Raw genomic sequence first — 25,966 nt, forward strand, 5'->3', positions numbered from 1 at the left:
TACATGTCCGACTCGATCCACCACTCGCAACGCGATCACCCGACCGATTCCCGGCCGGGAGACGGTCCCGCGCATTACGTGATCCGCGGCGGCGGCTACCGGGCCGAGGTGTCCGAGGTGGGCGCGGCGGTGCGTGAACTGGTGTACGACGATCCGTCCGGCCCCTACCGGCTCGTCGAGAGCGGGCCGGCCGAGGAACCGTGGCTGTACGCGGGCGCCGTGCTGGCGCCGTGGCCGGGTGGGGTGCGCGACGGCCACTTCTTCTTCGACGGAATCGAACACCAACTGGCGGTCACCGACCCGCGCCGGAAGACCGCCGTGCACGGCTTCGCCTGGAACAAGAAGTGGGACCTCGTGTCGCACACGGCTACCCGTGTCGAGCAGGTGCTCGAGGTCGGATTGCAGAAGGGATGGCCCTACCGGCTGCTGCTCACCGCGATCCACGAACTCGGTGAGTACGGGCTCGTCGTCACCCACACCGCGACCAACATCGGCGATTTCCACGCACCGTTCGGTCTCGGCGTGCACCCGTATCTGCGGGCCGGTGAGACCCCCCTCGACGAGTGCAGCCTGCACCTGGCGGCGGGTACCCGCGTTCCGATCGACCGCGAACGTGGTCTTCCCACCGCGTACTCACAACCCGTCACCGGTACCGAGTACGACTTCACCGCACCGCGCTCCCTCGCCGGTGTACGGCTCGCGACACCGTTCAGTGCCCTCGACGAGGACGCCGACGGTGTGGTGCGTCATCGTCTCTGCGGTCCAGACGGGCGCGGTGTGGAATTGCGAACGGTGCCGGAGTTCGGGTGGCTGTATGCGACCACCGAGACGGCCGGGTCCGGGGGTGCTGCGGAGCGTTCGCTCGCTCTGATTCCCGCGACGTGCCCTCCTGATGCGTTCAATCTGGGTATCGACGAAGTGGTCCTCCAGCCGGGGCAGGGCTGGGACGCCAGCTGGGGCCTGGGTGCGGTGGGTTTCTCCGGGTGACGCACGGGCGCCGCGAACGGCAGGAGGCGGGGTGGCAATGGCGCTACCACACGGATCGCGTACGATTACCCCAGGTAAGCGGCGTGCGCCGACCTTGCGGCGGAGTTTCCGAGGGTGCGGGCCGACGTCCGACGTCGATATCAACGAAACACTGTGCGGGGACTTTCGACCGACCCTGGCTGGGCGCACGCGCTGCGCTACGGCTAGGTTCTACCTGAATGTTCGGAAGTTTCTCGTAGGTCTGAGCTTGAGAGGGATCCTTCGTGCCCGCTGAGAATGAACCCACAACCGCCCTCAGCTACCCCGGTGGCGAGCACGCGATGTCGATCGCCAAAGCAACGGAAGGCAATGACGGTATCGAGCTGGGCAAGCTCCTTGCGGAGACCGGGTACACCACCCTCGACCCCGGTTTCGTCAACACTGCCTCCACCAAGTCGGCGATCACGTACATCGACGGTGAGAAGGGCATCCTGCGTTACCGCGGGTACCCGATCGAGCAGCTTGCCGAGAAGGCCAGCTTCATCGAGGTCAGCTACCTGCTGATCTACGGCGAGCTGCCCACGTCGGACCAGCTCGAGACGTTCACCGACAAGATCCGCCGACACACGCTGCTGCACGAGGACCTCAAGCGCTTCTTCGACGGCTTCCCGCGTAACGCGCATCCCATGCCCGTCGTGTCGAGCGCCGTCAATGCGCTCTCGGCGTACTACCCGGACTCGCTCGACCCGGACGACTCGGAGCAGGTCGAGCTGTCGACGATCCGCTTGCTCGCCAAGCTCCCGACGATCGCCGCGTACGCCTACAAGAAGTCCGTGGGCCAGCCGTTCCTCTACCCCGACAACTCGCTGTCGCTGGTCGAGAACTTCCTGCGGATGACGTTCGGTTTCCCGGCCGAGCCGTACGAGATCGACCCCGAGATCGCGCAGGCTCTCGACATGCTGCTGATCCTGCACGCCGACCACGAGCAGAACTGCTCGACGTCGACGGTGCGTCTGGTCGGCTCGTCGGACGCCAACCTGTTCACGTCCATCTCGGGCGGCATCAACGCGCTGTGGGGCCCGCTGCACGGCGGTGCGAACCAGGCTGTGCTGGAGATGCTCGAGCAGATCAAGAACTCGGGCGGCGACGTCAACGAGTTCGTGCGCAAGGTCAAGAACAAGGAAGACGGCGTGAAGCTCATGGGCTTCGGGCACCGCGTCTATCGCAACTACGACCCGCGCGCCGCGATCGTCAAGAAGACCGCCGACTCGATCCTCAAGAAGCTCGGTGCGGGCGACGAACTGCTCGAGATCGCCATGAAGCTCGAAGAGGCCGCGCTCACCGATGACTACTTCATCGAGCGCAAGCTGTACCCGAACGTCGACTTCTACACCGGTTTGATCTACCGCGCCATGGGCTTCCCGGACCGCATGTTCACCGTGCTGTTCGCGTTGGGCCGCCTGCCGGGCTGGATCGCGCACTGGCGCGAGATGCACTCCGACCCGACCCTCAAGATCGGGCGCCCGCGCCAGATCTACGTCGGCCACACCGAGCGTGACTACAAGGGGATCGATCTTCGCTGACCGATCTGTCCGAGCGTGTGCGACGACTGCCACTCGACAAGGGAGAAGGACCTGTGAGTAAACCGGAGATCGAGTTCCAGGAGGGCCCCGCGCCCACCGAACTGGTCATCAAGGACATCACGATCGGTGACGGTCCCGAAGCCACGCCGGGTGCGGTCGTCGACGTGCACTACGTCGGTGTCGAGTTCGACACGGGCGAGGAGTTCGACTCGTCGTGGAGCCGTGGCGAGTCCATCCGCTTCCCGCTCGCCGGTCTCATCGCCGGCTGGCAGGAGGGCATCCCCGGTATGCGTGTCGGTGGGCGTCGTCAGCTGACGATCCCGCCGGAACTCGCCTACGGTCCCGCCGGATCGGGCCACCAGTTGTCGGGCAAGACTCTCGTGTTCGTGATCGATCTGCTCGACGTGCAGGTCCAGCCCGAACCGCCGGTCATCGAGAAGTCGGAAGGCCCCGCGCCCACCGAACTCGTGGTCGAGGACATCACCATCGGTGACGGTCCCGAGGCGCAGCCCGACGCGACCGTCGACGTGCACTACAAGGGCGTCGAGTACGAGACCAACGACGAGTTCGACTCGTCGTGGAGCCGCGGTCAGTCCGTCGCATTCCCGCTCGGTCGGCTGATCCCGGGCTGGCAGCAGGGCATCCCGGGTATGCGGGTCGGTGGTCGCCGCAAGCTGACCGTGCCGCCGGAACTCGCATACGGTCCGGCCGGTTCCGGTCACCCCCTCGGCGGCAAGACGCTGGTGTTCGTGATCGACCTGGTCGACCTGCCGTAGTAATCCGTTCATGAGGGCCCGAGTCCGGCGTATGCCGGACTCGGGCCCTCGTGTATCCGGGCGCATTCACGAGCACGTGCAGGTTCTCGCTGCCAGACTGGGGTAATGGCAGTACGAGTGCAGGTGCCGGCGGAACTCCTTCCGCACCTGCGCCGCGCCCGCGACGTCGCCGACCGCGACTATGCGGAGCCGCTCGACCTCGTCGAACTCGCCGCCAACGCCGGCGTATCCAAGTTTCACTTCCTCCGGTGTTTCGCCGCGGTGTACGGCAGGACTCCGGGGGCCTACCTCGCCGAGCGGCGCATCGAACGAGCCCAGGACCTGCTGCGGGCGACCAACCTGACGGTCACCGAGATATGCCACGTCGTCGGGTACACCAGCCTCGGCTCGTTCAGCGCCAAGTTCCGGCAACTGGTCGGTACGTCACCGTCGGTGTATCAGGCGAAGTTCGCCGAGTCCGGTGCGCCGCGAATCCCCGGTTGCTACGTCTTCATGCACGGCCTGAGCGACCGGTCCTGAACGCCGCAATTTCGGAGAAGCGCAGGGACCGGCGCCGACCCTAGGTTGGAATACATGATTACCAACATTTCTCTGGTCACCCTCTGGGTCACCGACCAGGACGCAGCCAAGAAGTTCTACACCGACACGATGGGATTCGTCGAAGGCACCGACGTCACGCTGGGCGACGGGTTCCGCTGGGTATCGATCCTGCACCCCGACCATCCCGAACTGCAGGTCACGCTCGCCAAGCCCGGCCCGCCCCTCTCCGACGACACAGCAGAAGCGATCCGGCGGGCACTGGACGCCGGAACCATGGGCGGATTCGGTCTCGCCACCGACGACTGTCACGCGACGTATCGCGAGCTCGCTGCCAAGGGGGTGGAGTTCGTTCAGCAACCGGCCGAACGGCCGTACGGCATCGAAGCCGTGATGCGGGACAACTCCGGCAATTGGCTGGTGCTCGTGGAGGCGCGAGAGTTCACCGGAGAGTCTCTCCCGCACTGAGTAATTCGAACACAATGCACCCTCGCGATCGAGTCGGTGCCGGGAACGTCGCCGGTACCGATCATCGATCGCGGGGGCGCGTGCGGGGCAACCGGACGACGAGGCGTGCTCCCCCGAGCGGACTCTCGTCCAGGTGTGCGTCGCCGCCGTGCAGGGTTGCCTGCTGCGCGACCAGTGCCAGTCCGAGCCCGGACCCGGTCCGGCGGGAATTCGATCCGCGCCGGAACCGTTCGAACACTGCCGAGCGTTCGTCGGCGGGGACACCCACTCCGTCGTCGTCGACGATCAGGCTGGTGGCGGCATCGTCCCTCGAGACGGTGATCCGAACGAGCGATGCGCCGCCGTGCCGGACGGCATTGGTGATCGCGTTGTCCACCACGAGTCGCAGGCCTGCGGGCAGGCCGCGCAGCGTCCGGCCGGCATCCCCGCGGACGTCCACGGTCAGGCCCGGATATCGGCGCATCGCGTCCGCGGCAGCGGTGTCGCAGATCTCGACGGGATCGACGTCGACGAAATCGCGGTCGGTGGACAGGTCGCCTCTGGCGAGGCGTTCGAGGTCGTTGAGGGTCGCTTCCAGCCGTGCCTGAGTGCGCGCGAGGTCGGTGAGTATCTCGGACCGGTCGTCCGCCTCGAGGTCGAGGGTCGTGAGTACTTCGATGTCCGTCCGCATCGCCGTGAGGGGCGTCCGCATCTCGTGTGCCGCTGCCGCCGCGAAGTCACGCGCCGTGGCCAGCGCGGCGTCGGTGGCGGCACGCGCGCGTGCCACGTCGTCGAGCATCGCGCCCACCGCCGACGCGAGTTCGTCGGCTTCCGTGACTCCGGAGGGGCGTGGCGAGAGATCCCGGTCGCGGGCGACGATCCGGCGGGTCAGGTCGACGAGCGGACGCACCGCGCCACCGCCGAGCAGCCAGCCGAGACCGGTCGCGGCGGCCACTGCGACGGCGCCGGCGATCAATACCTGCCGGTGCTGATCCGTGGTCACATCCTGCGCCTCGGCCAGCAGGACGGCCACCGACATCAGACCGCGATTCGATTCGATGGGGGTGGTGTACGCGCGGTAGTCGATCCCGTCGAGGGTGACGGTCTGCGCGCCGGGTTCGAGGACGGGCAGTTCCGTGGGCGTGCTCGCCCGCAGTGCGCCGTCGGGTTCCGCGCGGATCGTCATGGCGAACGCACCGCCGTCGCCGAATACCGGCAGGAACAATTCGGCGGCCGCGGCGTTGGCTGCCAGCACATCGGCGGCGAGGTCGAGGCGCCGGTCGAGTTGTGCCAGATTGTTGCGTGAAATCGCTAGCGCCACAATGACACCCAGAATCCCCACGACGATGGTCGTGCCCAGCGCGGTCGCGGTGGCCACTCGGGCGCGCAACGAGAACGAGCGGGGCACCTCAGGGCTCCCGGAGAACGAAGCCGACGCCGCGCACGGTGTGGACGAGCCGGGCGCGGCCACCTGATTCGAGCTTGCGGCGGAGATAGCCGACGAACACGTCCACGACGTTGGTGTCGGAGGTGAAGTCGTAGCCCCACACGAGCGACAACAGGCGCTCGCGGGAGAGCACGATGCCCGCATTGCGGGCCAGGGCCTCGAGCAGCTCGAATTCGCGTTTGGTCATGTCCACGGGATCGCCGTCGACGAACACCCGCCGGCCCGCCGGTTCTATGCGCAGGGCGCCGACCCGCACCGCCTGATCGTCGGCCGGTGCGCGGCGGCGCAGCATTGCTTTGATACGCGCGACGAGTTCGGCGAGGACGAACGGTTTGGTCAGGTAGTCGTCGGCGCCGGATTCGAGCCCGGCGATGCGGTCGTCGACGGTGTCGCGGGCACTGAGCACGCAGATCGGGATGTCGTCCCCCGCACCGCGCAGGGTAGTGATGACGGCTGTCCCGTCGAGACCGGGCATGTTCATGTCGAGCACCATCACGTCGGGCCGCTCGGCTTCTACGACTTCGAGGGCTTCGGCACCCCCGGCGGCGGTCAACACCGAGAATCCGGAGAGGCGGAGCCCGCGGTGCAGGGAGGCGAGGACGTCCGCGTCGTCGTCGACGACCAGCACAGAAGGGGATCCGCTCATGAAGGGCAGTATTCCCGTATTCGTGGCGTCGGCGCCAAGCATCGCGCGGTACCGTGCACCCACGGCTGCCACCCCGCCGGTCGTCCGGCCCGCCCGGATTGCTCTACTGGGTGCGCGCTCGATCGGTACTCCGCCGAAAGGACCCCTCCATGCCTGCTCCCGTGCTGTCCCGCCGCGACCTGGACTTCTTGCTGTACGACTGGCTCGACATCGAGTCCCTGACCACCCGTTCGCGGTTCGCGGAGCATTCCCGTGACACGTTCGACGCGGTGCTGGACCTGAGTGCGGACATCGCGACGAAGCATTTCGCGACGCACAACAAGAAGGCCGATGCCCAGGAACCCCGGATGGACGAGGACGGCCGCGTCGAGATCATCCCGGAGGTCAAGGCCGCGCTCGACCTCTTCTCCAAGGCGGGGCTGATCGCCGGCGGGTTCGACGAAGCGCACGGCGGCATGCAGTTGCCCATCGCGGTTCTGCGCGCGTCGATGGCGTGGTTCCAGGCGGCGAATGCAGGCACCTCCGCGTACCCGTTCCTCACCGCGGCCAATGCGAGCCTGCTCGTCGCGCACGGCAGCGACGAGCAGATCGCCACCTTCGTGCCGCATATGCTCGAAGGCCGGTTCTTCGGCACCATGTGTCTGTCCGAGCCGCAGGCAGGCTCGTCGCTCGCCGACATCACCACCAAGGCCGTGCCAGTGGGCGACGGCACCTACCGCCTGACCGGAACGAAGATGTGGATCTCCGGCGGCGACCACGAATTGACCGAGAACATCGTGCATCTGGTGCTCGCCAAGATTCCGGGAGGCCCCGCCGGCGTCAAGGGCATCTCGCTGTTCATCGTTCCCAAGTTCCTCGTCGAGCCGGACGGCACGCTGGGCGACCGGAACGACGTCGCCCTGGTGGGCCTCAACCACAAGATGGGCAATCGCGGCACCACGAACACACTGCTGAACCTCGGCGAAGGCACGTACACACCGGGCGGAGAGGCGGGAGCGGTCGGCTATCTTCTCGGGGAGCCGAACAAGGGCCTGTCCTACATGTTCCACATGATGAACGAGGCACGGATCGGGGTCGGATTCCTCGCGACCTCGCTCGGCTACGCCGGATACCTCCAGTCGCTCGACTACGCACGCACCCGGACACAGGGCCGCCCACTCGGCGCGAAAGACCCGGCTTCCCCTCAGGTGGCCCTCGTCGAACACCCCGACGTACGCCGGATGCTGTTGGCGCAGAAGTCCTACGTGGAAGGTGCGCTGGCGCTCGGCCTGTACTGTTCCACCCTCGTCGACGAACAGCGGACCGCACCTGACGAGGCGGCGCGGTCGCGTGCGGGGCTTCTGCTGGACCTGCTCACCCCGATTGCCAAGTCGTGGCCGTCGCAGTGGTGCCTCGAAGCCAACAGTCTTGCGATCCAGGTGCTCGGCGGTTACGGGTACACCCGGGAATTCGATGTCGAACAGTACTACCGCGACAATCGCCTCAACCCGATTCACGAAGGCACCCACGGCATTCAAGGGATGGACCTCCTCGGCCGCAAGGTGATCATGCAAGGTGGCGCCGCGCTCGCGGTGCTGGGAGAGACCATCGGCGAGACCGTGACGAAGGCGCTGGACGCCGGTGGCGACGCCGCGGAGTACGCGCAGCAGTTGCAGCGTGCCGTCGTGCGGGTGGGGGAGACGACCACCGCCCTGTGGTCGACCGGCGATCCGGCTGTCGCGCTCGCGAATTCGACCGTCTACCTCGAAGCGGTCGGGCATGTGGTGGTCGCGTGGATCTGGCTCGAACAACTCCTCGCCGTGGGCGAGCGGGACGGCGCGTTCTACGACGGCAAGCGCGCGGCGGCCCGGTACTTCTTCCGATTCGAACTTCCGAAGACGGGGCCGCAGTTCGATCTGCTCGCGAGCCTCGACCGCACCACCCTGGACGTCGACCCCTCCGTCCTCTGATCCGGTGCCGCCGTGACAGACAGCCCTCGCTGTCACGGCGGCGGCACGGTCAGCGACGGGCAGCGAGACGAGTGATCGTGACGCCCGCGACCGAGCGACTCTCGACGGGATCGAAGTGATGCGGTGCGAAGTCCGCGCGGAACAACGGTATTCCGTTGCCCGCCACGATCGGACTGACCTTCAGGACGAGTTCGTCGATCTCGGGTAACAGCGCGCCCGCGAGAGAGCCGCCCCCGCACAACCAGATTCCTCCGCCGTCCTGCTGCTTCAGTTCTCGCACGTACGCGAGCGGATCGCTGTCGACGAGTGTGACGGTGTCGTCCGGTGCTTCGCTCATCGTGGTGGAGAAGACGTACTGCTTCAGATGCTGATACGAACTCGTGACCCCGTCATCGAGGGACGGCTCCCACGTGCGTCTGCCCATGACCACCGCGTCGAAGTTCTTGTTCGGCGGGTCGATCCCGAGATGCGCACGCGCCTGGGTGGGGATCGTTTCCGGGAACTCCTCGACGAGTACCGACACCAGTTCGTCGGGTACCGGAAAGAAATCGAACCCGCCCGACGGGTCGGCGATGAACCCGTCGAGCGTGGTGGCCACGTAGTAGGTCAGTGTGCGCAAGAATGCTCCCGTCTCGGCAGTCAGGCCTGTGCCCGATCGACGAGCAACGTTAGGGCATGACGCACCGTCCGGGCGAGCACTTTTTGGGGGTCACCCTCGAATTGCTTTTCCTCGCAGCGGGTTCCCTCCGGCCCGGTCGTGGCGAACCACACCGTGCCCGGCGGGCGCCCGTCCTGCGGATCGGGTCCGCCCGCCCCGCTCACGGCGACCACGATCTCCGCTTCGAGCAGGCGCGAGGTGGACTCGGCCATGGCCCGGACCGCTGCCTCGCTGACCACCGGTCCTTCGGGAACGCGGAGCAGTCCGTGTTTCACCTCGCGTGAGTACGCGACGATGCCGCCGCGAAACCACTCCGAACTACCTTTCGCGGCGCCGAGGCGCGCCGCCAGCGTTCCCGCGGTGAGGGACTCTGCGCACCCCACCGTCAGACTGCGCTCGGACGCGAGGTCGGCGAGTCGTTCGATCAAGTCGTCGGAACGATCGGTTCCTTCGACAATGTCGTCATCGGCCACGGGAAGCTCCTTCTCTGTCGTCTCGAATCCATCGGGTGAGCAGGGTGCCGTCGTCGTCGGCGACCAGGTGGGTCCGTCGCATGGGGGTGACGACGGGAGTCGGCGTCGAGGCGATGCGCCCCGCCGAGCCCGCCGCGAGAACGGGGGCGAACGTCAGGCACAGGTCGTCCACGATGTCGGCTTCGATCATGCTGCCGAACAATTGCGGACCTCCTTCGCACAGTACGCGCGTCCAGCCGGCCTTCGTGACGGCGGCGAGCAGGGCTGCACCGTCGATGGTGTCGTCGGCGATCACCCGGACGTCGGCACCGGCGTCCTCCGCCCTGCGGCGGTTGGCGACAGGGGCGCTCGCACTGGTGAACACGATCGGAGGCACCGTCGTATCGGTGAACAGCCTCAGATCCGACGGGAAGTAGCAGGACGTCGTCACGACCGCGATGGGAGGTACGGCGTCGAGCCCGTCCGCTTCACGACGCGCACGAAGCGTCTCGCTGGTGCGCGCGCCCCCGTAGTTCTCGGTGCGCACGGTGCCCGCGCCGACGAGGATCACGTCCGCGAGTTCCCTGAGCAGCCCGAAGACCTTCTTGTCCGACGGGGTGCCGAGCGCCCCCGACCGGCCTTCCACCGCGACCGCGCCGTCGAGGGAGGACACGAAGTTCACGCGCATCCACGGGCGCTCGAGCCCTTCCGGATACGCGTACAACTGCCGGAGCCGATCGTCGCCGACGTCGGTAGGGGAAGCGGGATCGTCGAGTTGGTGCATGCACCCGATCAGATCACGCCGGTTCGTTCCCCGCTATGTCACGCGCCGTGGCCGGCCTCCATGTCGCTCACGTCGCGGAAGGTCAGCAGCGTGTCCAGGTTCTCGCGGAGTTCACCCTCCTCGGGATCGAGCAGGAACCCACTGTGGTCGCCGAGATCGAATCTGTCCAGCACGCGCCCGACGAACCATCCGGCTGCGCCGTCGAGGATCGGCAGGCCGTGCGGGCCCTCGCTCCACGAGCACTGCGCGAACTTGTCGATCTCGTCGCCCGTCTGCTCCCCGAAAAGCTCCGATATCGAGCGGTTCTCGGGGGAGAGGACGTGCACGGCCAGGTACTCGGCGTCCTGGGCGACACGGAAGGTGTGGTTCTTGTTCGAGATGGCGACGAGGAAGCGTGCCGGATCGATGCCCGTCTGAGTCGTGAACCCGACGAGGCACCCGCTGCGTTCTTCTCCGCCGCGTGTCGTGACGATGTACATCGGGTAGTCGAGTTGGGACATGATGTCGGCGAACCCCTCGGAGGAGCCGCGGACTGCATCGGTGTCGGACATGCTCCGATCGTACGTTTTACGTAGTGCCGATACGGTTTGGTGCGGGCGACGGCGCGGTACCCGAGTGCCATGACGGACCAACACGGCGGGGACGGTGCGGCCGGCGCAACCGTGGCACCCGACGATGCGCGCAAGCCCGATTCTCCGACGGACATCGAGAAGCCGTCGTGGAAATACGTGGTCAAGAGGACCGTGCGGGAGTTCAGCCGAGATCAGTGCACCGATCTGGCGGCGTCGCTGACCTATTACGCCATCCTGTCGCTGTTTCCTGCGTTGCTGGTCGTGGTCTCGTTGCTCGGCGTCTTCGGGCAGGGCCAGGCCACCGTGGATGCGGTGCTGCAGATGGTCGAGGAACTGGGACCCGCCTCCGCGGTCGACACCCTGCGCGGACCCATCGAACAGTTGGTGCAGGCACCCACCGCCGGCCTCGCCCTCGTCATCGGTGTTCTCGGTGCCCTCTGGTCGGCTTCCGGCTACGTGGGCGCCTTCGGCCGCGCCATGAATCGCATCTACGAGATCGAAGAGGGACGCCCGATCTGGAAGCTGCGCCCGCAGATGCTGCTGGTGACGGCGCTCGTCCTGGTCTTCGCGGGTGCAACGGGCCTGATGCTCGTGGTGAGCGGACCGATCGCCCGCACCATCGGTGACGTCGTCGGCCTGGGCGAGACAGCGGTGACGGTCTGGAATATCGCGAAGTGGCCCGTGATGCTGATACTCGTCATCGTCCTTGTGGCGGTGCTCTACTACGCCACACCCAACGTCAAGCAGCCCAAGTTCCGGTGGGTGAGCGTCGGTTCTGTGATCGCGATTGTGGTCTGGATCGTCGCGTCGGTGCTGTTCGCGGTGTACGTCAGCAACTTCGGGAGTTACAACAAGACCTACGGTTCGCTCGCCGGTGCGGTGATCTTCCTGTTGTGGTTGTGGATCACCAACCTGGCACTGCTGTTCGGGGCCGAATTCGATGCGGAACTCGAACGTGGTCGGCAGTTGCAAGGTGGAATCGAAGCGGAGAAGACCCTCCAACTGCCCCCGCGCGACACCCGTGCGAGTGAGAAGAACCAGGCGAAGCATCAAGAACTGATCGAACGCGGGCGTCGCCTGCGTGGAGAAGTCGGCGACAACCAGGAAGGGGAACGAACATGACGGAACCGACCGGAGGGGGTGCGCGTCACGTGGCGGCCCAGCCCTCCGAACTGTCCACTGTCGAACTCACCGAACGGCTGACCGCGCAGGTCTCCACCCTCGTGCGCACCGAGGTCACCCATGCCCTCGACGAAGTGAAGTCCAAGGGCACCAGGATCGGTATCGGTGCCGGAATCTCCGGGGCCGGTGCGCTTCTGCTCTACCTCGGGCTCGCCACCCTCATCGCGGCGGGTGTGCTGGGGCTCGCGACCGCCGTGGAACCCTGGCTGGCGGCACTGATCGTCGCCGTTGTGGTTCTCGTGATCGGGGGCATCCTCGCGGCCGTCGGCGCCTCGAAGGCCAAGAATGCCGCGCCGCCGATGCCGGCACACGCGGTCGACAGCGTTCGGGCCGACGTGGCCGCCGCGAAGGGAGCAATGCAATGAGCCGACCCGACTCTTCCAACACCGGGCCCACCGAGTCGACCCCCAACGGGTCGGGCGGACCCGAGCCCGATATCGAACAGCAGCGCGCCGAACTCGCTGCGACGGTAGGCGAACTGACCGACCGGCTGGACGTGCCCACCCGCGTCAAGCACGCGGCCGACGAGCGCGTCGAAGCGGTACGGAACCGCCCCGACCTGCTTGCCGCAGCCGGGGCAGTTCTCGTCGCCGTCGTGCTGGTGGTCGTCTGGCGTCGCCGCCGCTAGACCCTCGCGGGGTCAGCCGCCCAGTTGCGCCCGAAGCGCCTCGAGCACTGCCGGGTCTTCGATCGTGGACGGCACGGTGTACTGCTCGTGGTCGGCGATCTGGCGCATGGTCTTTCGGAGAATCTTGCCGGATCGAGTCTTCGGCAGTGCCTGCACGACGGTCACGTCCCGGAACGTCGCCACCGCACCGATCTGGTCGCGCACCATTGCGACGAGTTCTTGTCGCAGGGTCTCGGGATCGATCTCCACCCCGGCCTTGAGCACCACGTATCCCGACGGGCGCTGACCCTTGATCTCGTCGTGGATGCCCACCACGGCGCACTCGGCGACCGCCGGATGCGACGCCACGACCGCTTCCATCGTGCCCGTCGAAAGGCGGTGTCCGGCAACGTTGATCACGTCGTCGGAGCGTCCGAGCACGAACACGTATCCGTCCTCGTCCACGAAACCCGAATCGCCGGTGAGGTAGTACCCCGGGAACGTGTCCAGGTACGACCTGCGGTACCGGTCCTCGTCCTGCCACAAACCCGTCAATGTTCCCGGCGGAAGAGGAAGCCGCACCACGATGTTGCCTTCCGTGTTCGGCTGCACGAGTTCACCGTGCGCATCGACGATTTCGACGCGGTATCCCGGAACCGGAACCGTCGGAGAGCCGGGCTTGAGCGGCATCGGGTCCAGGCCGCGCAGGTTCGCGGCGATCGCCCAGCCCGTCTCGGTCTGCCACCAGTGGTCGACGACCGGGCGGTCGAGTACGCGGGTCGCCCAGGCGTAGGTGTCGGGGTCGAGGCGTTCCCCGGCGGCGAACAGCGTTTCCAGCGAGTCGATCGAATACTTCGCGAGTTCCTCGGCGTCGGGATCCGCCTTGCGGACCGCGCGGATCGCGGTCGGTGCCGTGAACAGCGCTTTGACGTTGTTCTCCGCGATGATGCGCCAGAACGCGCCCGCGTCGGGGGTACCTACCGGCTTGCCCTCGTACAGCACCGTGGTGGCGCCGGCGAGCAGTGGGCCGTAGACGATGTACGAGTGCCCGACCACCCATCCGACGTCGGACGCGGTCCACCACACGTCGCCCGTACCGATGTCGTAGATGTTGCGCATGGACCACGTCAGCGCGACCGCGTGTCCGCCGTTGTCGCGGACGACGCCCTTGGGCTTTCCGGTGGTTCCGGAGGTGTAGAGGATGTAGAGCGGGTCGGTGGCGGCGACCGAGACCGGTTCGGCCGGCGACGAGTCGGCGACGAGTTCGTCCCAGTCGAACCACGCGGCGGACGACGTCTTGTAATCGGCAGCAGAACCGGGAATCTGTTCCCGATCCTTCACGATCACGGTGTGCGGGGGAGTCTTCGACAGCCCGAGAGCCGTCTCGACCATCGGGAGATACTCGACGGTGCGGCCGGGCTCGAGCCCACCCGACGCGGTGACGAGCACGACCGGACGGGCATCGTCGATGCGGGTCGCGAGTTCCTTCGCCGCGAACCCGCCGAAGACCACCGAGTGCACGGCACCGATGCGGGCGCACGCGAGCATCGCGATCGCGGCCTCCGGAATCATCGGCATGTAGATGATGACGCGGTCGCCGGCCACGACGCCCTGGTCGCGCAGCACTCCCGCGAATGTGGCGACCTCGTCGAGCAGTTCTGCGTACGTGTAGGTCTTCTTCGCCGGAACCATCGCCGAATCCCAGATCAGCGCGGTCCGGTCACCTGCACCTGCTGCGACATGCCGGTCGAGCGCGTTGACACTGGTGTTGAGAGTGCCGTCCGGGAACCACCGGTACGAGGGTGCGTGCGTGTCGTCCAGTGCGCGGGTGGGCGCCGTATCCCAGTCGACGGCCTTCGCGGCCTCGAGCCAGAAGGCCTCGGGGTCCTCGACGCTCTGGCGGAACGCCTCCTCGTACGAGCTCATCGCCTGGTGTCCTTCCCTCGCACTGACAGTGGTGACCGCGTCACCCTATGCGACCGGCCTCGGCCCCGAACGCGATGTGCGACGGGCGGCAGTGGTTGGGCGACGAGCGGGGTGCCGACGGAAGGGCAGTGGACGGAAGGGCAGTGGAGGAGGTGGGCGTGATCTCGCCCGTTCGGGGAATCCGGATCCCATGGCTCAACGAACCACACCCGCAGTCGCGGCGTCGAGTCGGTGGACCGACACCGACGGGATCAGATACCCGCGTGGCGATACGCACGCGTGGACGCCCGGCACCAACCAGACCCTGTGCGGAGTCCCGCTCTCCCGTGCCCGACTCGCCCGCTTCCCGCACGTGCCGTGGACCGACGCCCTGTACCTGGCCGAACTCGGGGAACACGGAGTCTTCCCGTGCCGTCGCTGTAGCGGGGCCACGCTCAGTGATCGGCGCCGGTGGACCCGCACCGATCCGCGGCCGTGACGGCTGGTCGCTGTGTGGGTGGTCGCCTCGATCCAACGCACCTACGAACGAGAACTACCACGCACGCTCCGGTCACACCGCATGCCGGACACCGCACGCAAAGTCGCCGCGCTCGCTGCGCCCAAGCGAAGGACCAGGTCTGCCGGCACCGAGGAAGGGGGGTCGGTGGCCCGTTGGCGGCGCCAGGGTGAGGCGGTGGGGGGAGGTGCGGGCCTTGCCGCTGCCGGGGAATCGCTGCAGGCGCGAGTCGAGGTAGGACGTGAGCGCGTCGACGAGTGCGGGCTCGGCGGCGAGGACGCGTTGCTTGTTTCCCTTGCCGTGCAGGGTAATCGACTTGAGTCGACCCGTGTCGTCGAGGTTGCGGAATTCCCCGATATTGAGGGTGACCAGTTCGGACAGGCGGCATCCGGTGAGCAGTGCGGTGAGGACGATTGCGAGGTCGCGCTCTCGTCAGGCGTGTGCGTTGTCGTCCTCGTCTGTGGTCAGCGCGGTGATCAGTTTCTCGACCGCGTCCTGATCGAAGGCCTTCGGTACGGTCTTGGCGACCTTGGGGCGCAGGACCGCATCCATCGGGTCGGCAACGATCAGATCCGAGGTGAACAGGTAGCTGCCCAGGGCGTTCCAGGTCGACCAGCAGCGCAGGATCGAGGCTGGGGAGTGCGTGTCGGCGTAGGCCGCGCGTATTCGGTCCTTGCCGACCACATTGCAGGCCAGACCGTCGGCCGGAACACCGGTGTGGACTGCGAGAAGATCGGCGATCGCGGTGAAGTCCCGCCGGTAGGCCTTGAGGGTGGCCTCCGATGGCTTGCCGGTGCTGCGGTAGACGAGGAACTCCTCGAACCGGGCGGCGAGGCTTCCGACGTTGGGAATGCGCTGTTCCTGGTGCCTTGGTGATGGGTTGGTCGGGGTCCTGGATGCTCGGCCGGACGCGGCCGTACGCGTACGCGCACATCGCCAGCAGGATCGTCGAGCTCAATAGGACCGGCAGCTTGGCCGTCCAGGAGGCGGCGGAAGCGAGTGCTGCCACGCCGATCGTCAGTGCGCCGCAGGCCTGGATGGAGAGGGCGGCCACCTTCCTATCCAGGGCAGATCCGATGATTCCTCTGTCCGGCGAGCCGAGGCAGAGTCGGCGCTGACGCTGCCGGTGACATCGGGAAGGCCTAGGCCTTCTTGCTGCCCAGCGAGCGCTTTGTCCCGACGGACTGTGAGGGGGCTTCCCTGTGTCGTCGGGTGGGAACATGGACGGTACTGACCATGTGATTTATCCTGTAATCAGGAGGTGGATGCCATGACAACCGCACACCCACGACCCGACCTCGCCGCCTACAACGACGCCGCCCGAATGACCCAATCGGAGCTGGTCACGGCGCTGCGTGAGCTGCTCGGCGCCAAGCTGGTCGCGTACCTGGGGAAGGTGAAAGAAACCCGCGCTGTGCGCCAGTGGGCAGAAGGCACCCGCACCATCAACAACGACACCGACGTCGAACGCCTCCGTATCGCCTACCGTGTCGCCCGGCTGATCGTCGAGCGCGATACCCCCGCCGTGGCCCAGACCTGGTTCCAGGGTCTGAACCCGATCCTGGACGACCGTCCGCCGGCGCTGCTGCTGCGCGAGGGCGATCTGTCCGATGTCGGCCCGAAGGTCCTTGCCGCTGCCCGGCAGTTCGCGGCGGTCGGATGAACGCACCGGATCGATCGTTGATCTCGACCCCGCGCGGCGATGTCCGCTGCTTCCACGTCGATGGCGTGGTCGCCTACCGCGTTGGCTACCCGCCGACCTCGTGGGAGTGGACACCGTGGGAGTTCGCCACCGACGGGCGCTTCACCGGCCGCTGGGACGATCCTGCGGGGATGTGGCGAACCCTGTACGTCGGCGCGACCCGCCTGTCGTGTTACCTCGAGGTCCTCGCCTACGCGCGCAGGAGCGAGGAGCTCAGCGCCGCGCTCGAGGAGATCGTCGACGACGAGCCAGATGAGTTCCCCACCATCGAACCGGGTCGTATCCCGCGGTCGTGGATGTCGAGCAGGGTCACCGGCAGCGGAGCGATCAGCGGATGGTTCGTCGTGCCCGGCGACACCGAGTCGGTGGCCACCCTGCGAACCCTCTTCCGGCCCCACGCGATCCGGCACGGCCTCCCTCGACCTCGACACCGCGGCGATCCGCGACGGCCGCCCGCGCGCCCTCACCCAGGCGATCTCCCAGTGGGTCAACACCCTCTCCGATCCCGACGGTGAGCCGGTGGCCGGCATCCAATTCGACTCCCGGCACGGCGACGGGCTGGTGCTCTGGGCGCTGTACGAACGTCCCGGTGACGGACCGGTCAGCAAGAACATCACGGTCCTGGACTACGGCCCCGTCGAGGAACACGACCCCGACCTGATCGAAGCGATGCGCCTGCACAACCTGATCTGGGAGGACGACTGAATCCCCGGCGGCACAGTTGCGCAGCGCAGACAACCACCCCGCGTGGGGGAATCGCAGCTCGGGCGGTGATATAAGAGTGCGTGCCTTATCGGCACCTCGGCGCGGCTCGGTGTTCCGGAATCGTGACACCGGTGCGTGGTAGCCGCAGGTTTACGTCGCACCCGCCGGGTACTCGGAAGCATGACCGAACACTCGAAAGCTAGCTCTTCCGGCATGCACGTGGTGGTCACCGGCGCGACCGGCAACGTCGGCACCGCAGTGGTTCGCGCCCTCGGGGCGGAACCCGCCGTGGAATCGGTCCTGGGCATTGCCCGTCGCCCGACCGACTGGACGGTCCCCAAATCGACCTTCGCGCCTGTCGATGTCGCGTCGGACGATCTCGCGGAGACGCTGCGCGGCGCCGACGCGCTCGTCCACCTCGCCTGGCTGTTCCAACCCACGCACAAACCGGAGGCGACGTGGGAGAACAACGTGCTGGGCACGATCCGGACACTGACCGCCGCAGCGGAGGCGCAGGTGCCCGTGATCGTGGTGGCATCGTCGGTCGGGGCCTATTCACCCGGCCCGACTTCGGAGCCCGGAGTCGAGGAACCGCGCGTCGACGAAACGTGGCCCACCCACGGATGGCCGGGCGCGGCGTATCCGAGGGAGAAGGCCTATCTCGAGCGGTGGTACGACGCCTTCGAACTCGAGCATCCGGAGATCCGTCTCGTCCGGATGCGGCCCGGGTTAATCTTCCAGCGACGCTCTGCCACAGCGCAGCGACGGATCTTTGCGGGGCCGTTCGTACCGGGCTCGCTGCTGCCTGCGATTCCGGTCGTTCCGGACATGCCGGGGCTGCGGATGCAGATCCTGCATTCCGACGACGCGGCGGATGCCTACGTGCGTGCCGTCCTGCGGCCCGTGCGGGGTGCGTTCAACATCGCGGCGGATCCGCCGGTCGACGCCCACTCGTTCGCGGAAGTGCTGGGCGCGCGGGTGGTGCCGGTCAAGCGCGGGATCATTCGCTCTGCCGTCGCCGCGGCCTGGCATACCCATCTCGCGCCGGCCGATCCGGGGCTTCTCGATACCGTCCTTCGGCTACCACTGATGGATTGCACGCGCGCTCGGACCGAACTCGGCTGGTCGCCGTCCGCCGAGCCGCTGGATGTGCTCGCAGAATTCGTCTCGGGACTGCGGGAGGGTGCCGGAGCGCCGACCCCGCCGCTGGTGGCCGACAGCCTGCGTGGCCGTGTCGAGGAAGTCGCGACCGGGGTGGGCGTGCGTCCCTGATCCGCCCCGGTGAAGCTCACTCCGCCGGAAGACCCAACCGGCGATACCGGTCGATGCGGCGGCTGTACCGCTGGTCGGCGGGTTCCCCGGCCAGTTCGGTGAGTTCGCGTGCGACGGCGGCACCGACTCGCTTCACGAATTCCACCGGTTCCTCGCTCGCGTCGGGTCGTTCGGGAATCACCCCGTCCACGATCCCGTCACGCAGCAGGTCCCGCGCGCGGATTCCCTGTGCTTCTGCCATGCGCGGGGCATGGGTGGTGTCGCGGTGCACGATGGCGCTGGCTCCCTCGGGTGGCAGCGGAGCGAGCCACCCGTGTTGCGCGCACAGCACACGGTCGGCGGGCAGCAACGCGAGCGCACCCCCGCCTGTGCCCTGGCCGAGCAGCACCGACACGGTCGGCGTCGACAAGGTCACGAGATCGGATATGCAGCGGGCGATTTCGGGCGCGAGTCCGCGTTCCTCGGCCTCCTTCGACAACGACGCGCCGAGGGTGTCGATGACGAGAACGAGGGGGAGTCGGAGTTCTTCGGCGAGCCGCATTGCGCGACGTGCTTCCCGCAGCGCGCCGGGTCCCATCGTGCTCGACGCGGACTGGCCGGTGCGGTCCTGCCCGAACATCACACACGACACGCCACGAAAACGCGCCAGCGACAACAACACCGTCTTATCGGACTCGCCTTCCCCGGTACCGGACAGTCGTACCTGAGCCGACGCGGCGTGCCGGAGCAATTCACGGATCCCCGGGCGTTCGGGCCTGCGGCTGAGCATGACCGACTGCCAGGCCGGGATGCCGGGCACGTCGTCGACGGTGGTGACGGCGCGAGAAGTGCTGGTGTCGGGCCGATCCGGTTCCACGAGCACACGGAGCAGTCGGTGGACGAGTCGCCGGACTTTTTCGAGCGGGACGACTCCGTCGATCACGCCCTTGCGGTAGAGGTTCTCCGCCGTCTGCACGCCCTCCGGGAAAGGTTCGTTGTAGAGCGCCTGGTAGACGCGGGGGCCGAGAAACCCGACGAGTGCGCCGGGTTCGGCGACAGTGACGTGTCCGAGCGATCCCCACGACGCGAACACACCGCCGGTGGTCGGATTACGCAGGTACACGAGGTAACCCAGATGTGAAGCCTTGTGCTCTGCGACTGCAGCGGCGATCTTCACCATCTGCACGAACGCGAGCGTCCCCTCCTGCATTCGGGTGCCTCCCGAGGTGGGGGAGGCGAGCAGGGGGAGACGCTCGGCGGTGGCGCGTTCGATCGCGGTCACGATCCGCTCGGCCGCCGCGACGCCGATCGACCCTGCAAGGAAGGAGAACTCGCATGCGATCAGCGCCACGCGGCGACCGTGCACTGTGCCTGTTCCGGTGAGAACCGATTCGTCGGTACCGGACTTCTCGGCGGCGCGACGGAGGTCCGCCTGATACTTCTCGTCGGCGTGGACCTTTACCGGGGTGGTATCCCACGAGGTGAAACTTCCCGGGTCGACCACGTTGTCGATGAAATCCTGCGCCGAGATCTTGGTGCCCGCCACGTCGCCTCCACCTGTCGATCATGCTGTGGAACAAACCTATACGAGGCGGGCGCTCGTCCAGCTTCGGTGTACCGCCGTGCGCTCAGCGGCCGAGTGCTTCCTTCCACGTCACCGTGCGGCCGATACGCAGGATCGAACGCTGGTAAATCTTCGCCGCTACGAGGCTGAGCAGTGCCGTTGCGGCGACCATGAGCAGTACGGTGCCGACGATCTGTACCGGAGTCGCGACACCTGCCGCGATGCGGAGCGGCATGAGGATTGCCGAGAACGGCGGGATCCAGCTCAGGGTCGTGCTCCACGAGGCTTCCGGGTCGTCGATCGAAGAGAACGCCGCGAAGAACATCGCGATGATGACGATCATCAACGGGCCGGACGTGGAGTTCACGTCTTCCTGCCGCGACACCATCGACCCTGCCGCGGCGTAGAGCACGGCGAAGAACGCGAAGCCGAGGATGAACCAGCCGAGCGTGCCGGCCAGCACACCGATCGCGGTGCCGGTGATGGTGAGCGTCCCGGTAGCGACAGACGCGCCGACGCCCACGACGCCGTACGCGGTGAGCTGGAGGAGGCCGACGGCACCGATGCCGAGAATCTTGCCCCACAGCAGCTGCAGCGGTCGGAGGGTGGAGAGCAGAAGTTCGACGACACGCGAGGACTTCTCCTCGACCACGCCCATCGCGACATACGTTCCGAACAGCAGGATCTGCAAGTACAGCAGGAGTACCGAAACGGTCGCCAGGATGATCCGCTGGCCCTGTTCGGGGTCGGGAGGTTCGATGGCCTCGACGACCACGGTTGCGCGAGCAGCGGCCGCAGCGATCTCCGCGGGGTCGACTCCGCGGGTGGACAGCGCCGCGGATTGGGCTTCCTGCACGACCGCGGTATCGATGAGTGCTTTGAGATCGGCGTCGATATCGGACTCGGTGATCGCGGTGACGGTACCGTCACCGCTGGGCACGAGGGCGACGTCGAGGCTGCCCGCACCTACCTGCTCGCGAGCGGCGTCGGCGTCGGGCACGGTGGAGACTTCGATCGGCGTGCCCACGGCGTCGCCGATGGAACCGAGCGTCGTGCCGAGGGTGTAGCCGGAGACGACACCCACGGTGGGGCGGTCGTCCTCGCCGCCGGAAAAGATCGACATCGCGACGATGCCGACGACGATCGCGGCGAGCACGATCGCGTTGCTGATGACGAAGCTCTTCTTCTGTACCTGGGTGACGAATTCGCGGCGCGCCACCAGGCCGATCGCGTGCGAGTTGCTCAGTGGGGCGCTCATGCGGCTACCACCTCTCGGAACAGGTCGGTCAGGGACGGTTGCTGCAAGGAGAACTCGTGTACCGGTCCGGTGGACAGCGCAGTTTTGAGGATCTGCTGGTCGTCGGTGCCCGGCTCGATGGTGAGCACGGTGCGACCCTCTGTGTATTCCGAGCCGGAGACACCCGGCAGGCCGTCGGCCCAGCCGGCGGGGGCGTCGGGAGCGTGCACGACCAGACGGGAAGCACCCTCGGCGCGCAAGTCGTCGACGGCACCGACGACGCGCATGCGTCCATGGACGATGATGCCGACGCGCTCGCACAGTCGCTGTACCAGATCGAGTTGGTGGCTCGAGAAGATCACCGGGACACCGGTGTTCGCCTTCTCGACGAGAACCTCGCTCATGACATCGACGGCGACCGGATCGAGACCCGAGAACGGTTCGTCGAGAACGAGGACGGCGGGATCGTGTATGAGCGCTGCGGCGAGCTGAACGCGCTGCTGATTGCCGAGAGACAGTGAATCGACCGTGTCACCGATCCGCTCGGCGATGCCCAGCCTTTCGGTCCAGCGCTGCATCGCCGCCGTGGCATCGCGCTTCGAAAGCCCGTGCAACCGAGCAAGATAGATCAGTTGGTTACCGACCTTCATCTTCGGATAGAGCCCGCGTTCCTCGGGCATGTACCCGATTGTGCGGCGGACGTCGAGATCGACGGGCTTGCCCGAAAGCCGGACTTCTCCGCCGTCTGCGGCGAGCACTCCCAGCGCGATGCGCATGGTGGTGGTCTTGCCGGCACCGTTGCTGCCGACGAACCCGAACAGTTCACCGGGCTGCACCTCGAAGCTCACCCCGTCGAGGGCGACCGTGGAGCCGTAACGTTTCGAGAGATTGTCGATGGTGAGGGTCATAGTTGGTCCTCCGGGTCGTCGTCGGGTCGGGTCCACGCCAGCAGCACTGCCGGGAGGCATCCACTGAAAAGTATTGCAGCGAGAGCGAATCCACCCGCCGAGTAGCACAGTGCTTTGTGGTCGATGAAGTCGAACGGCGGGCTCCACAGGAGCGCGAAGATCGGTATCAGGAGCAGGCTCTGCGCCACCGAGAGGCCGATCGAGCGGGCGCTGTTGCGTTCGGCGATCTCACGCTCGTCGAGGGCATGCCGTGGTGCGTCGGATTGCCGCCCCGAGACGATCTGCAGGCATGTCCACGTGGGCAGGAATACCAACACGACGGCCAGCCACACGATGGCGACGACAGGGAAGAAGTAGGTTGCCACGGAGATGACGAACATCGCCGAGATCAGGGCGACGACGGCACCGGCGAGGATGCGGCGACGGTGCCGGGTGCGCCATGCCGGCAGCCATTTCGCGAATGTGGCCTCGTGCGTGAGGAACCGGCGGGTGCGGTAGTCCTCGTACCGGTCGATGAGCGACGCGGTGGACATGTCAGGCCTCCTTGGTGTGGGCTCTGTAGAGCTCGGTCGACAAGGGGGTGAACTCGGTGCGCGAGAAGACCGCTTCGACCGGGAGGCCGAAGACGTCGCAGATCCGGAAAGCGAGATCCAGGCTCGGATAGTGGTCTCCGCGCTCGAGCGCGCCCACCGTTTGGGGGTTCACGTCGATGAGCTCGGCAAGTTGGGCTCGGCTCATGCCGCGTTCCGCACGGAGAACGCGGATGCGGTTGAAGATGGGGAGCGTTTCCCCACGGCGTACCGGACTCATGGAACAAAGTGTTGTAAAAACCCAACGATTTGTCAATACCGGGAACTCGCCCTCCCGCCACGGCCCCGGCGGTCGTGGCGTCAGCACGTGCATCAGAGGGGCTCGAGGCGAGTCTTCAGAAGGCAGAACTCGTTGCCCTCGGGATCGGCGAGCACGTGCCACGACTCGTCGCCCGTCTGTCCGATGTCGGCCGGGCGTGCACCGAGGCTGAGCAGTCGTTCGAGTTCTGCGTCCTGATCACGGTCGGTGGCGTTGACATCGATGTGCAGGCGCGGTTTTGCGGGCTCGGGTTTATCCGTCCGACTCAGGATGATGGTCGGTTGTGCGCCGCCGAATCCTTCGCGTGGTCCGATCTCCAGTCCGTCTTCGTCACGATCGAGCACGACGAAGTCCAGGACCTCGCACCAGAACCGCGCCAGCACCTCGGGTTCCCTGCAGTCGAGCACCAACTCGCTGATTCGACACGCCATGATGAAACCGCCTCCCCCTCGTGGGCTGTCGGGGAGGCCACCCGAGATTCGCCTGCCCCCGGCAGCCGAATTGCCCGTGATCGTAGCGACCCGAGTACGACGGGACCGGGTTTTCAGGGGAGTCGAGTACCGTCCGATGACCGGCACGGAGCCCACGGCCCCATTCGAGGCGATCCCGTCAGTCGTCCTGGAAACCGCGGATCCGGTCGAGTTCGCGGCGATCCTTCTTCGTGGGCCGGCCCGCGCCGCGATCACGGATCGGGATTGCCGCGAGGATCTCCTTCGGCGGCGGTGGTGGGCTGTGATCGATGTAGGCGGTGGCGGCGATCGGCGCACCCACCCGCTTGTTGACGAGTTGCGTGACCTCGACGATCTTTTCGACCCCGTGCGCCCGCACGCGGACCTCGGTGCCGATCGTCACCGGTGTCGACGGCTTCGCTGTCACGCCGTCGACCTTCACGTGCCCGGCGCGGCACGCCGATGCCGCCGCCGACCGCGTCTTGAACAGCCGCACCGACCACGTCCAGCTGTCCACCCGAACGCTTCCGCTCATCTACAGCAACTCCTCGCTCAGCCGTCCGTCCTCGAGCCGCCACCGCCGCGTGCTGCGCGTCGTGTCCAGCATTCTGCGATCGTGCGTCACCAGCAGGAGAGTGCCGTCGAAGCTCTCGACCGCCTGCTCGAGTTGCTCGATCGCCGGGAGATCGAGGTGGTTGGTCGGCTCGTCGAGCACGAGCAGGTTCACACCGCGCGCCTGCAGCAGCGCCAACCCCGCCCGTGTCCGCTCGCCCGGCGACAACGACGCCGCAGGTCGCAGGACATGGTGCCCCTTGAGTCCGAACTTGGCGAGCAGGGTACGTACGTCGGCGTCCGGCCACTCCGGGACCTGCCGGCCGAAAGCTTCGACCAGAGGCTCGTCGCCTTCGAACAGTCCGCGCGCCTGATCGATCTCGCCGACCTGGACTCCGGAACCGAGGCTCGCGCGCCCGGAATCCGGGGTGAGGGTGCCGAGCAGCAATCGCAGCAGTGTGGTTTTCCCCGCCCCGTTCGGGCCCGTGACGATGATCCGGTCCCCCCACTGCACCTGGGTGGTCACCGGACCGAAGGTGAAATCACCGCGTCGCACCGTCGCGTCGTCGAGCGTTGCGACGACCGTGCCGCTGCGCGGTGCCGCCGCGATCTCCATCCGCAGTTCCCATTCCTTGCGGGGTTCCTCGACGACGTCGAGGCGTTCGATGCGCCGCTGCGTCTGACGCGCTTTTGCGGCCTGCTTCTCGGTGGCCTCCGCGCGGAATTTCTTCCCGATCTTGTCGTTGTCCTTCGACTTCCGCCGAGCATTCCGTGTTCCGTGTTCGAGCCAGTTGCGCTGCATCTGCGCGCGGTCCTCGAGTTGCGACTTGGTGTCGGCGAATTCCTCGTACTCTTCGCGGGCGTGCCGCCGTGCCACCTCGCGCTCGACGAGGTACGCCTCGTAACCGCCGTCGTACACCGAGATCTGCTGCTGGACGGGATCGAGTTCGACGATGCCCGTCACGGTCCGCGCGAGGAATTCGCGGTCGTGGCTCACCACCACGAGAGCGGTGCGTGTCTCCGCGACGAAACGCTCGAGTTGCTCCAGCCCCGCGAGGTCGAGATCGTTGGTGGGTTCGTCGAGAAGCAGCACGTCGTAGCGCGACAGAAGCAGCGCCGCGAGTCCGACGCGCGCCGCCTGCCCGCCGGACAGTCCGGTCATCGGCGCGTCGAGCCCGACCCCGAGCCCCAGATCCGACACGACCTTCTCGGCGCGCTCTGCGAGATCGGCACCGCCGAGCGCGAGCCACCGCTCGAGTGCCGGGGTGTAATCGTCGACATCCGACTCGCCGAGCGCCTCGGCAGCCGCGTTCATGATGTTCTCGGCGTCCGTCACGCCCGTGCGACGGCCGAGGAAATCCAGGATCGTCTCACCGGGGACGCGCTCGGGTTCCTGGGCGAGGTATCCGACGGTCGCGTCGGGCGGACTGAGCACGATCGATCCGGTGACGTCCGCGTTCCCCAGCCCGGCCAGTGTCGTGAGCAGCGTCGATTTGCCGGCGCCGTTCGCGCCCACCAGCCCGATCACGTCACCCGGTGCGACGGTGAGGTCGAGGCCTTCGAACAGCGTGCGTTCGCCTCTCGAGGTGGACAGGCCGCTGATACGTAGTGTTGCGCTCACGTGTCGAGTATCCCGCTGCGACGATTCCGTCTTCCGCCACGGGTCTGTACCGGCCCGGATGTGGTCACGGCCGAGCGTGCACACACCACCATGGTGAGTG

General features: G+C 67.0%; 29 protein-coding genes and 2 pseudogenes. 15 read left to right on the plus strand and 16 right to left on the minus strand.

Annotation, left to right across the window (positions count from 1 at the left end):
* Positions 1–3: 3 nt before the first annotated feature.
* The 6 genes and pseudogenes from ACLQ3J_RS15490 (at position 4) to ACLQ3J_RS15515 (ending at position 4,330) form a co-directional block, all read left to right on the plus strand.
* A complete protein-coding gene (locus ACLQ3J_RS15490) occupies positions 4–987 on the plus strand; it encodes an aldose 1-epimerase family protein (protein ID WP_169621174.1) in 984 nt (327 codons plus the stop codon).
* Positions 988–1,250: 263 nt separating this feature from the next.
* Positions 1,251–2,549 carry a citrate synthase gene (locus tag ACLQ3J_RS15495; RefSeq protein WP_169621173.1) on the plus strand — a complete coding sequence of 433 codons (1,299 nt, stop codon included), beginning with the start codon at positions 1,251–1,253 and terminating at the stop codon, positions 2,547–2,549.
* Positions 2,550–2,602: 53 nt separating this feature from the next.
* Positions 2,603–2,950: pseudogene (locus tag ACLQ3J_RS15500) on the plus strand (FKBP-type peptidyl-prolyl cis-trans isomerase); the annotation flags it as partial.
* Positions 2,951–2,953: 3 nt separating this feature from the next.
* Entirely contained in the window at positions 2,954–3,325 is a 372-nt protein-coding gene (locus ACLQ3J_RS15505; RefSeq protein WP_296551090.1) for an FKBP-type peptidyl-prolyl cis-trans isomerase, read from the plus strand.
* 105 nt (positions 3,326–3,430) lie between these two features.
* Positions 3,431–3,844 (plus strand): helix-turn-helix transcriptional regulator, encoded by a 414-nt coding sequence (locus ACLQ3J_RS15510; RefSeq protein ID WP_296551076.1) that lies wholly within the window; start codon positions 3,431–3,433, stop codon positions 3,842–3,844.
* Between the two features lie 54 nt (positions 3,845–3,898).
* A complete protein-coding gene (locus ACLQ3J_RS15515; protein WP_296551077.1) occupies positions 3,899–4,330 on the plus strand; it encodes a VOC family protein in 432 nt (143 codons plus the stop codon).
* A gap of 61 nt (positions 4,331–4,391) precedes the next feature.
* Here the strand turns inward: ACLQ3J_RS15515 and ACLQ3J_RS15520 are convergent, their stop codons facing one another.
* Positions 4,392–5,717, minus strand: a complete 1,326-nt coding sequence (locus ACLQ3J_RS15520) for a sensor histidine kinase (protein ID WP_169621169.1) — start codon at positions 5,715–5,717, stop codon at positions 4,392–4,394.
* A gap of 1 nt (position 5,718) precedes the next feature.
* Positions 5,719–6,402 (minus strand): response regulator transcription factor, encoded by a 684-nt coding sequence (locus ACLQ3J_RS15525; RefSeq protein WP_425903788.1) that lies wholly within the window; start codon positions 6,400–6,402, stop codon positions 5,719–5,721.
* A gap of 149 nt (positions 6,403–6,551) precedes the next feature.
* Between ACLQ3J_RS15525 and ACLQ3J_RS15530 the strand changes: the two genes are divergently transcribed.
* Positions 6,552–8,351: an acyl-CoA dehydrogenase gene (locus tag ACLQ3J_RS15530; protein ID WP_296551078.1), complete on the plus strand. Its 1,800-nt coding sequence runs from the start codon at positions 6,552–6,554 to the stop codon at positions 8,349–8,351.
* Between the two features lie 49 nt (positions 8,352–8,400).
* Here ACLQ3J_RS15530 and ACLQ3J_RS15535 read toward each other — a convergent pair whose 3' ends face one another.
* The 4 genes from ACLQ3J_RS15535 to ACLQ3J_RS15550 are packed head-to-tail and all read right to left on the minus strand — an operon-like array spanning position 8,401 to position 10,796.
* Positions 8,401–8,970, minus strand: a complete 570-nt coding sequence (locus ACLQ3J_RS15535) for a dihydrofolate reductase family protein (protein ID WP_296551079.1) — start codon at positions 8,968–8,970, stop codon at positions 8,401–8,403.
* 20 nt (positions 8,971–8,990) lie between these two features.
* Entirely contained in the window at positions 8,991–9,482 is a 492-nt protein-coding gene (locus ACLQ3J_RS15540; RefSeq protein ID WP_425903790.1) for a CinA family protein, read from the minus strand.
* On the minus strand, positions 9,472–10,245 hold the full coding sequence (locus ACLQ3J_RS15545; protein ID WP_422425315.1) for a pyrimidine reductase family protein: 774 nt from the start codon (positions 10,243–10,245) through the stop codon (positions 9,472–9,474). Before ACLQ3J_RS15545 ends, ACLQ3J_RS15540 begins: the two co-directional genes overlap by 11 nt.
* Positions 10,246–10,283: 38 nt before the next feature.
* Positions 10,284–10,796, minus strand: a complete 513-nt coding sequence (locus ACLQ3J_RS15550; RefSeq protein WP_425903791.1) for a flavin reductase family protein — start codon at positions 10,794–10,796, stop codon at positions 10,284–10,286.
* A gap of 69 nt (positions 10,797–10,865) precedes the next feature.
* Here ACLQ3J_RS15550 and ACLQ3J_RS15555 point away from each other — a divergent pair, with 69 nt between their 5' ends.
* From ACLQ3J_RS15555 to ACLQ3J_RS15565, 3 genes are read left to right on the plus strand one after another with little or no spacing between them, the layout of a single operon-like run.
* Positions 10,866–11,939, plus strand: a complete 1,074-nt coding sequence (locus tag ACLQ3J_RS15555) for a YihY/virulence factor BrkB family protein (protein WP_169621162.1) — start codon at positions 10,866–10,868, stop codon at positions 11,937–11,939.
* Entirely contained in the window at positions 11,936–12,364 is a 429-nt protein-coding gene (locus ACLQ3J_RS15560) for a phage holin family protein (protein ID WP_169621161.1), read from the plus strand. Before ACLQ3J_RS15555 ends, ACLQ3J_RS15560 begins: the two co-directional genes overlap by 4 nt.
* Positions 12,361–12,627 (plus strand): DUF3618 domain-containing protein, encoded by a 267-nt coding sequence (locus ACLQ3J_RS15565; protein WP_169621160.1) that lies wholly within the window; start codon positions 12,361–12,363, stop codon positions 12,625–12,627. The genes ACLQ3J_RS15560 and ACLQ3J_RS15565 overlap by 4 nt, the downstream gene beginning before the upstream one ends.
* A 12-nt stretch (positions 12,628–12,639) precedes the next feature.
* On the opposite strand, the pseudogene ACLQ3J_RS15570 reads toward ACLQ3J_RS15565, so the two are convergent.
* Positions 12,640–14,535: pseudogene (locus tag ACLQ3J_RS15570) on the minus strand (propionyl-CoA synthetase); the annotation flags it as partial.
* 187 nt (positions 14,536–14,722) lie between these two features.
* Here ACLQ3J_RS15570 and ACLQ3J_RS15575 point away from each other — a divergent pair.
* The gene (locus tag ACLQ3J_RS15575) at positions 14,723–15,010 is read left to right on the plus strand and encodes a hypothetical protein (protein ID WP_169621158.1); all 288 of its coding nucleotides are present in this window, start codon (positions 14,723–14,725) and stop codon (positions 15,008–15,010) included.
* 72 nt (positions 15,011–15,082) lie between these two features.
* Here the strand turns inward: ACLQ3J_RS15575 and ACLQ3J_RS15580 are convergent, their stop codons facing one another.
* The gene (locus ACLQ3J_RS15580; RefSeq protein ID WP_425903869.1) at positions 15,083–15,442 is read right to left on the minus strand and encodes a hypothetical protein; all 360 of its coding nucleotides are present in this window, start codon (positions 15,440–15,442) and stop codon (positions 15,083–15,085) included.
* A gap of 856 nt (positions 15,443–16,298) precedes the next feature.
* On the opposite strand from ACLQ3J_RS15580, the gene ACLQ3J_RS15585 reads away from it, so the two are divergent.
* From ACLQ3J_RS15585 to ACLQ3J_RS15600, 4 genes are all read left to right on the plus strand, one after another.
* The gene (locus ACLQ3J_RS15585; protein WP_378528857.1) at positions 16,299–16,691 is read left to right on the plus strand and encodes a hypothetical protein; all 393 of its coding nucleotides are present in this window, start codon (positions 16,299–16,301) and stop codon (positions 16,689–16,691) included.
* Entirely contained in the window at positions 16,688–17,245 is a 558-nt protein-coding gene (locus ACLQ3J_RS15590) for an RES domain-containing protein (RefSeq protein ID WP_240952263.1), read from the plus strand. The genes ACLQ3J_RS15585 and ACLQ3J_RS15590 overlap by 4 nt, the downstream gene beginning before the upstream one ends.
* A 4-nt stretch (positions 17,246–17,249) precedes the next feature.
* Positions 17,250–17,435 (plus strand): hypothetical protein, encoded by a 186-nt coding sequence (locus ACLQ3J_RS15595; protein ID WP_240952262.1) that lies wholly within the window; start codon positions 17,250–17,252, stop codon positions 17,433–17,435.
* A gap of 180 nt (positions 17,436–17,615) precedes the next feature.
* Complete coding sequence (locus tag ACLQ3J_RS15600) at positions 17,616–18,707, plus strand: NAD-dependent epimerase/dehydratase family protein (protein WP_425903795.1); 1,092 nt, start codon at positions 17,616–17,618, stop codon at positions 18,705–18,707.
* A 16-nt stretch (positions 18,708–18,723) separates the two neighbouring features.
* Here the strand turns inward: ACLQ3J_RS15600 and ACLQ3J_RS15605 are convergent, their stop codons facing one another.
* The 8 genes from ACLQ3J_RS15605 to ACLQ3J_RS15640 all read right to left on the minus strand — a co-directional run bounded on the left by ACLQ3J_RS15605 (position 18,724) and on the right by ACLQ3J_RS15640 (position 25,866).
* Positions 18,724–20,232, minus strand: a complete 1,509-nt coding sequence (locus tag ACLQ3J_RS15605) for a carboxyl transferase domain-containing protein (protein ID WP_425903797.1) — start codon at positions 20,230–20,232, stop codon at positions 18,724–18,726.
* Between the two features lie 82 nt (positions 20,233–20,314).
* Complete coding sequence (locus ACLQ3J_RS15610) at positions 20,315–21,508, minus strand: ABC transporter permease (protein WP_425903799.1); 1,194 nt, start codon at positions 21,506–21,508, stop codon at positions 20,315–20,317.
* Positions 21,505–22,395 carry an ABC transporter ATP-binding protein gene (locus ACLQ3J_RS15615; RefSeq protein WP_169621152.1) on the minus strand — a complete coding sequence of 297 codons (891 nt, stop codon included), beginning with the start codon at positions 22,393–22,395 and terminating at the stop codon, positions 21,505–21,507. The genes ACLQ3J_RS15610 and ACLQ3J_RS15615 overlap by 4 nt, the downstream gene beginning before the upstream one ends.
* Positions 22,392–22,928, minus strand: a complete 537-nt coding sequence (locus tag ACLQ3J_RS15620; RefSeq protein ID WP_169621151.1) for a hypothetical protein — start codon at positions 22,926–22,928, stop codon at positions 22,392–22,394. Before ACLQ3J_RS15620 ends, ACLQ3J_RS15615 begins: the two co-directional genes overlap by 4 nt.
* A gap of 1 nt (position 22,929) precedes the next feature.
* On the minus strand, positions 22,930–23,205 hold the full coding sequence (locus ACLQ3J_RS15625) for a helix-turn-helix transcriptional regulator (RefSeq protein ID WP_169651880.1): 276 nt from the start codon (positions 23,203–23,205) through the stop codon (positions 22,930–22,932).
* Between the two features lie 92 nt (positions 23,206–23,297).
* Positions 23,298–23,675 (minus strand): VOC family protein, encoded by a 378-nt coding sequence (locus tag ACLQ3J_RS15630; protein WP_169651879.1) that lies wholly within the window; start codon positions 23,673–23,675, stop codon positions 23,298–23,300.
* Positions 23,676–23,853: 178 nt separating this feature from the next.
* The gene (locus tag ACLQ3J_RS15635; RefSeq protein WP_169621148.1) at positions 23,854–24,228 is read right to left on the minus strand and encodes an RNA-binding S4 domain-containing protein; all 375 of its coding nucleotides are present in this window, start codon (positions 24,226–24,228) and stop codon (positions 23,854–23,856) included.
* On the minus strand, positions 24,229–25,866 hold the full coding sequence (locus ACLQ3J_RS15640; protein WP_169651878.1) for an ATP-binding cassette domain-containing protein: 1,638 nt from the start codon (positions 25,864–25,866) through the stop codon (positions 24,229–24,231). It lies immediately after the preceding gene.
* Positions 25,867–25,966: the final 100 nt, after the last annotated feature.

It is taken from the genome of Rhodococcus sp. DT1 (assembly GCF_049844875.1).
Classification (GTDB): domain Bacteria; phylum Actinomycetota; class Actinomycetes; order Mycobacteriales; family Mycobacteriaceae; genus Rhodococcus.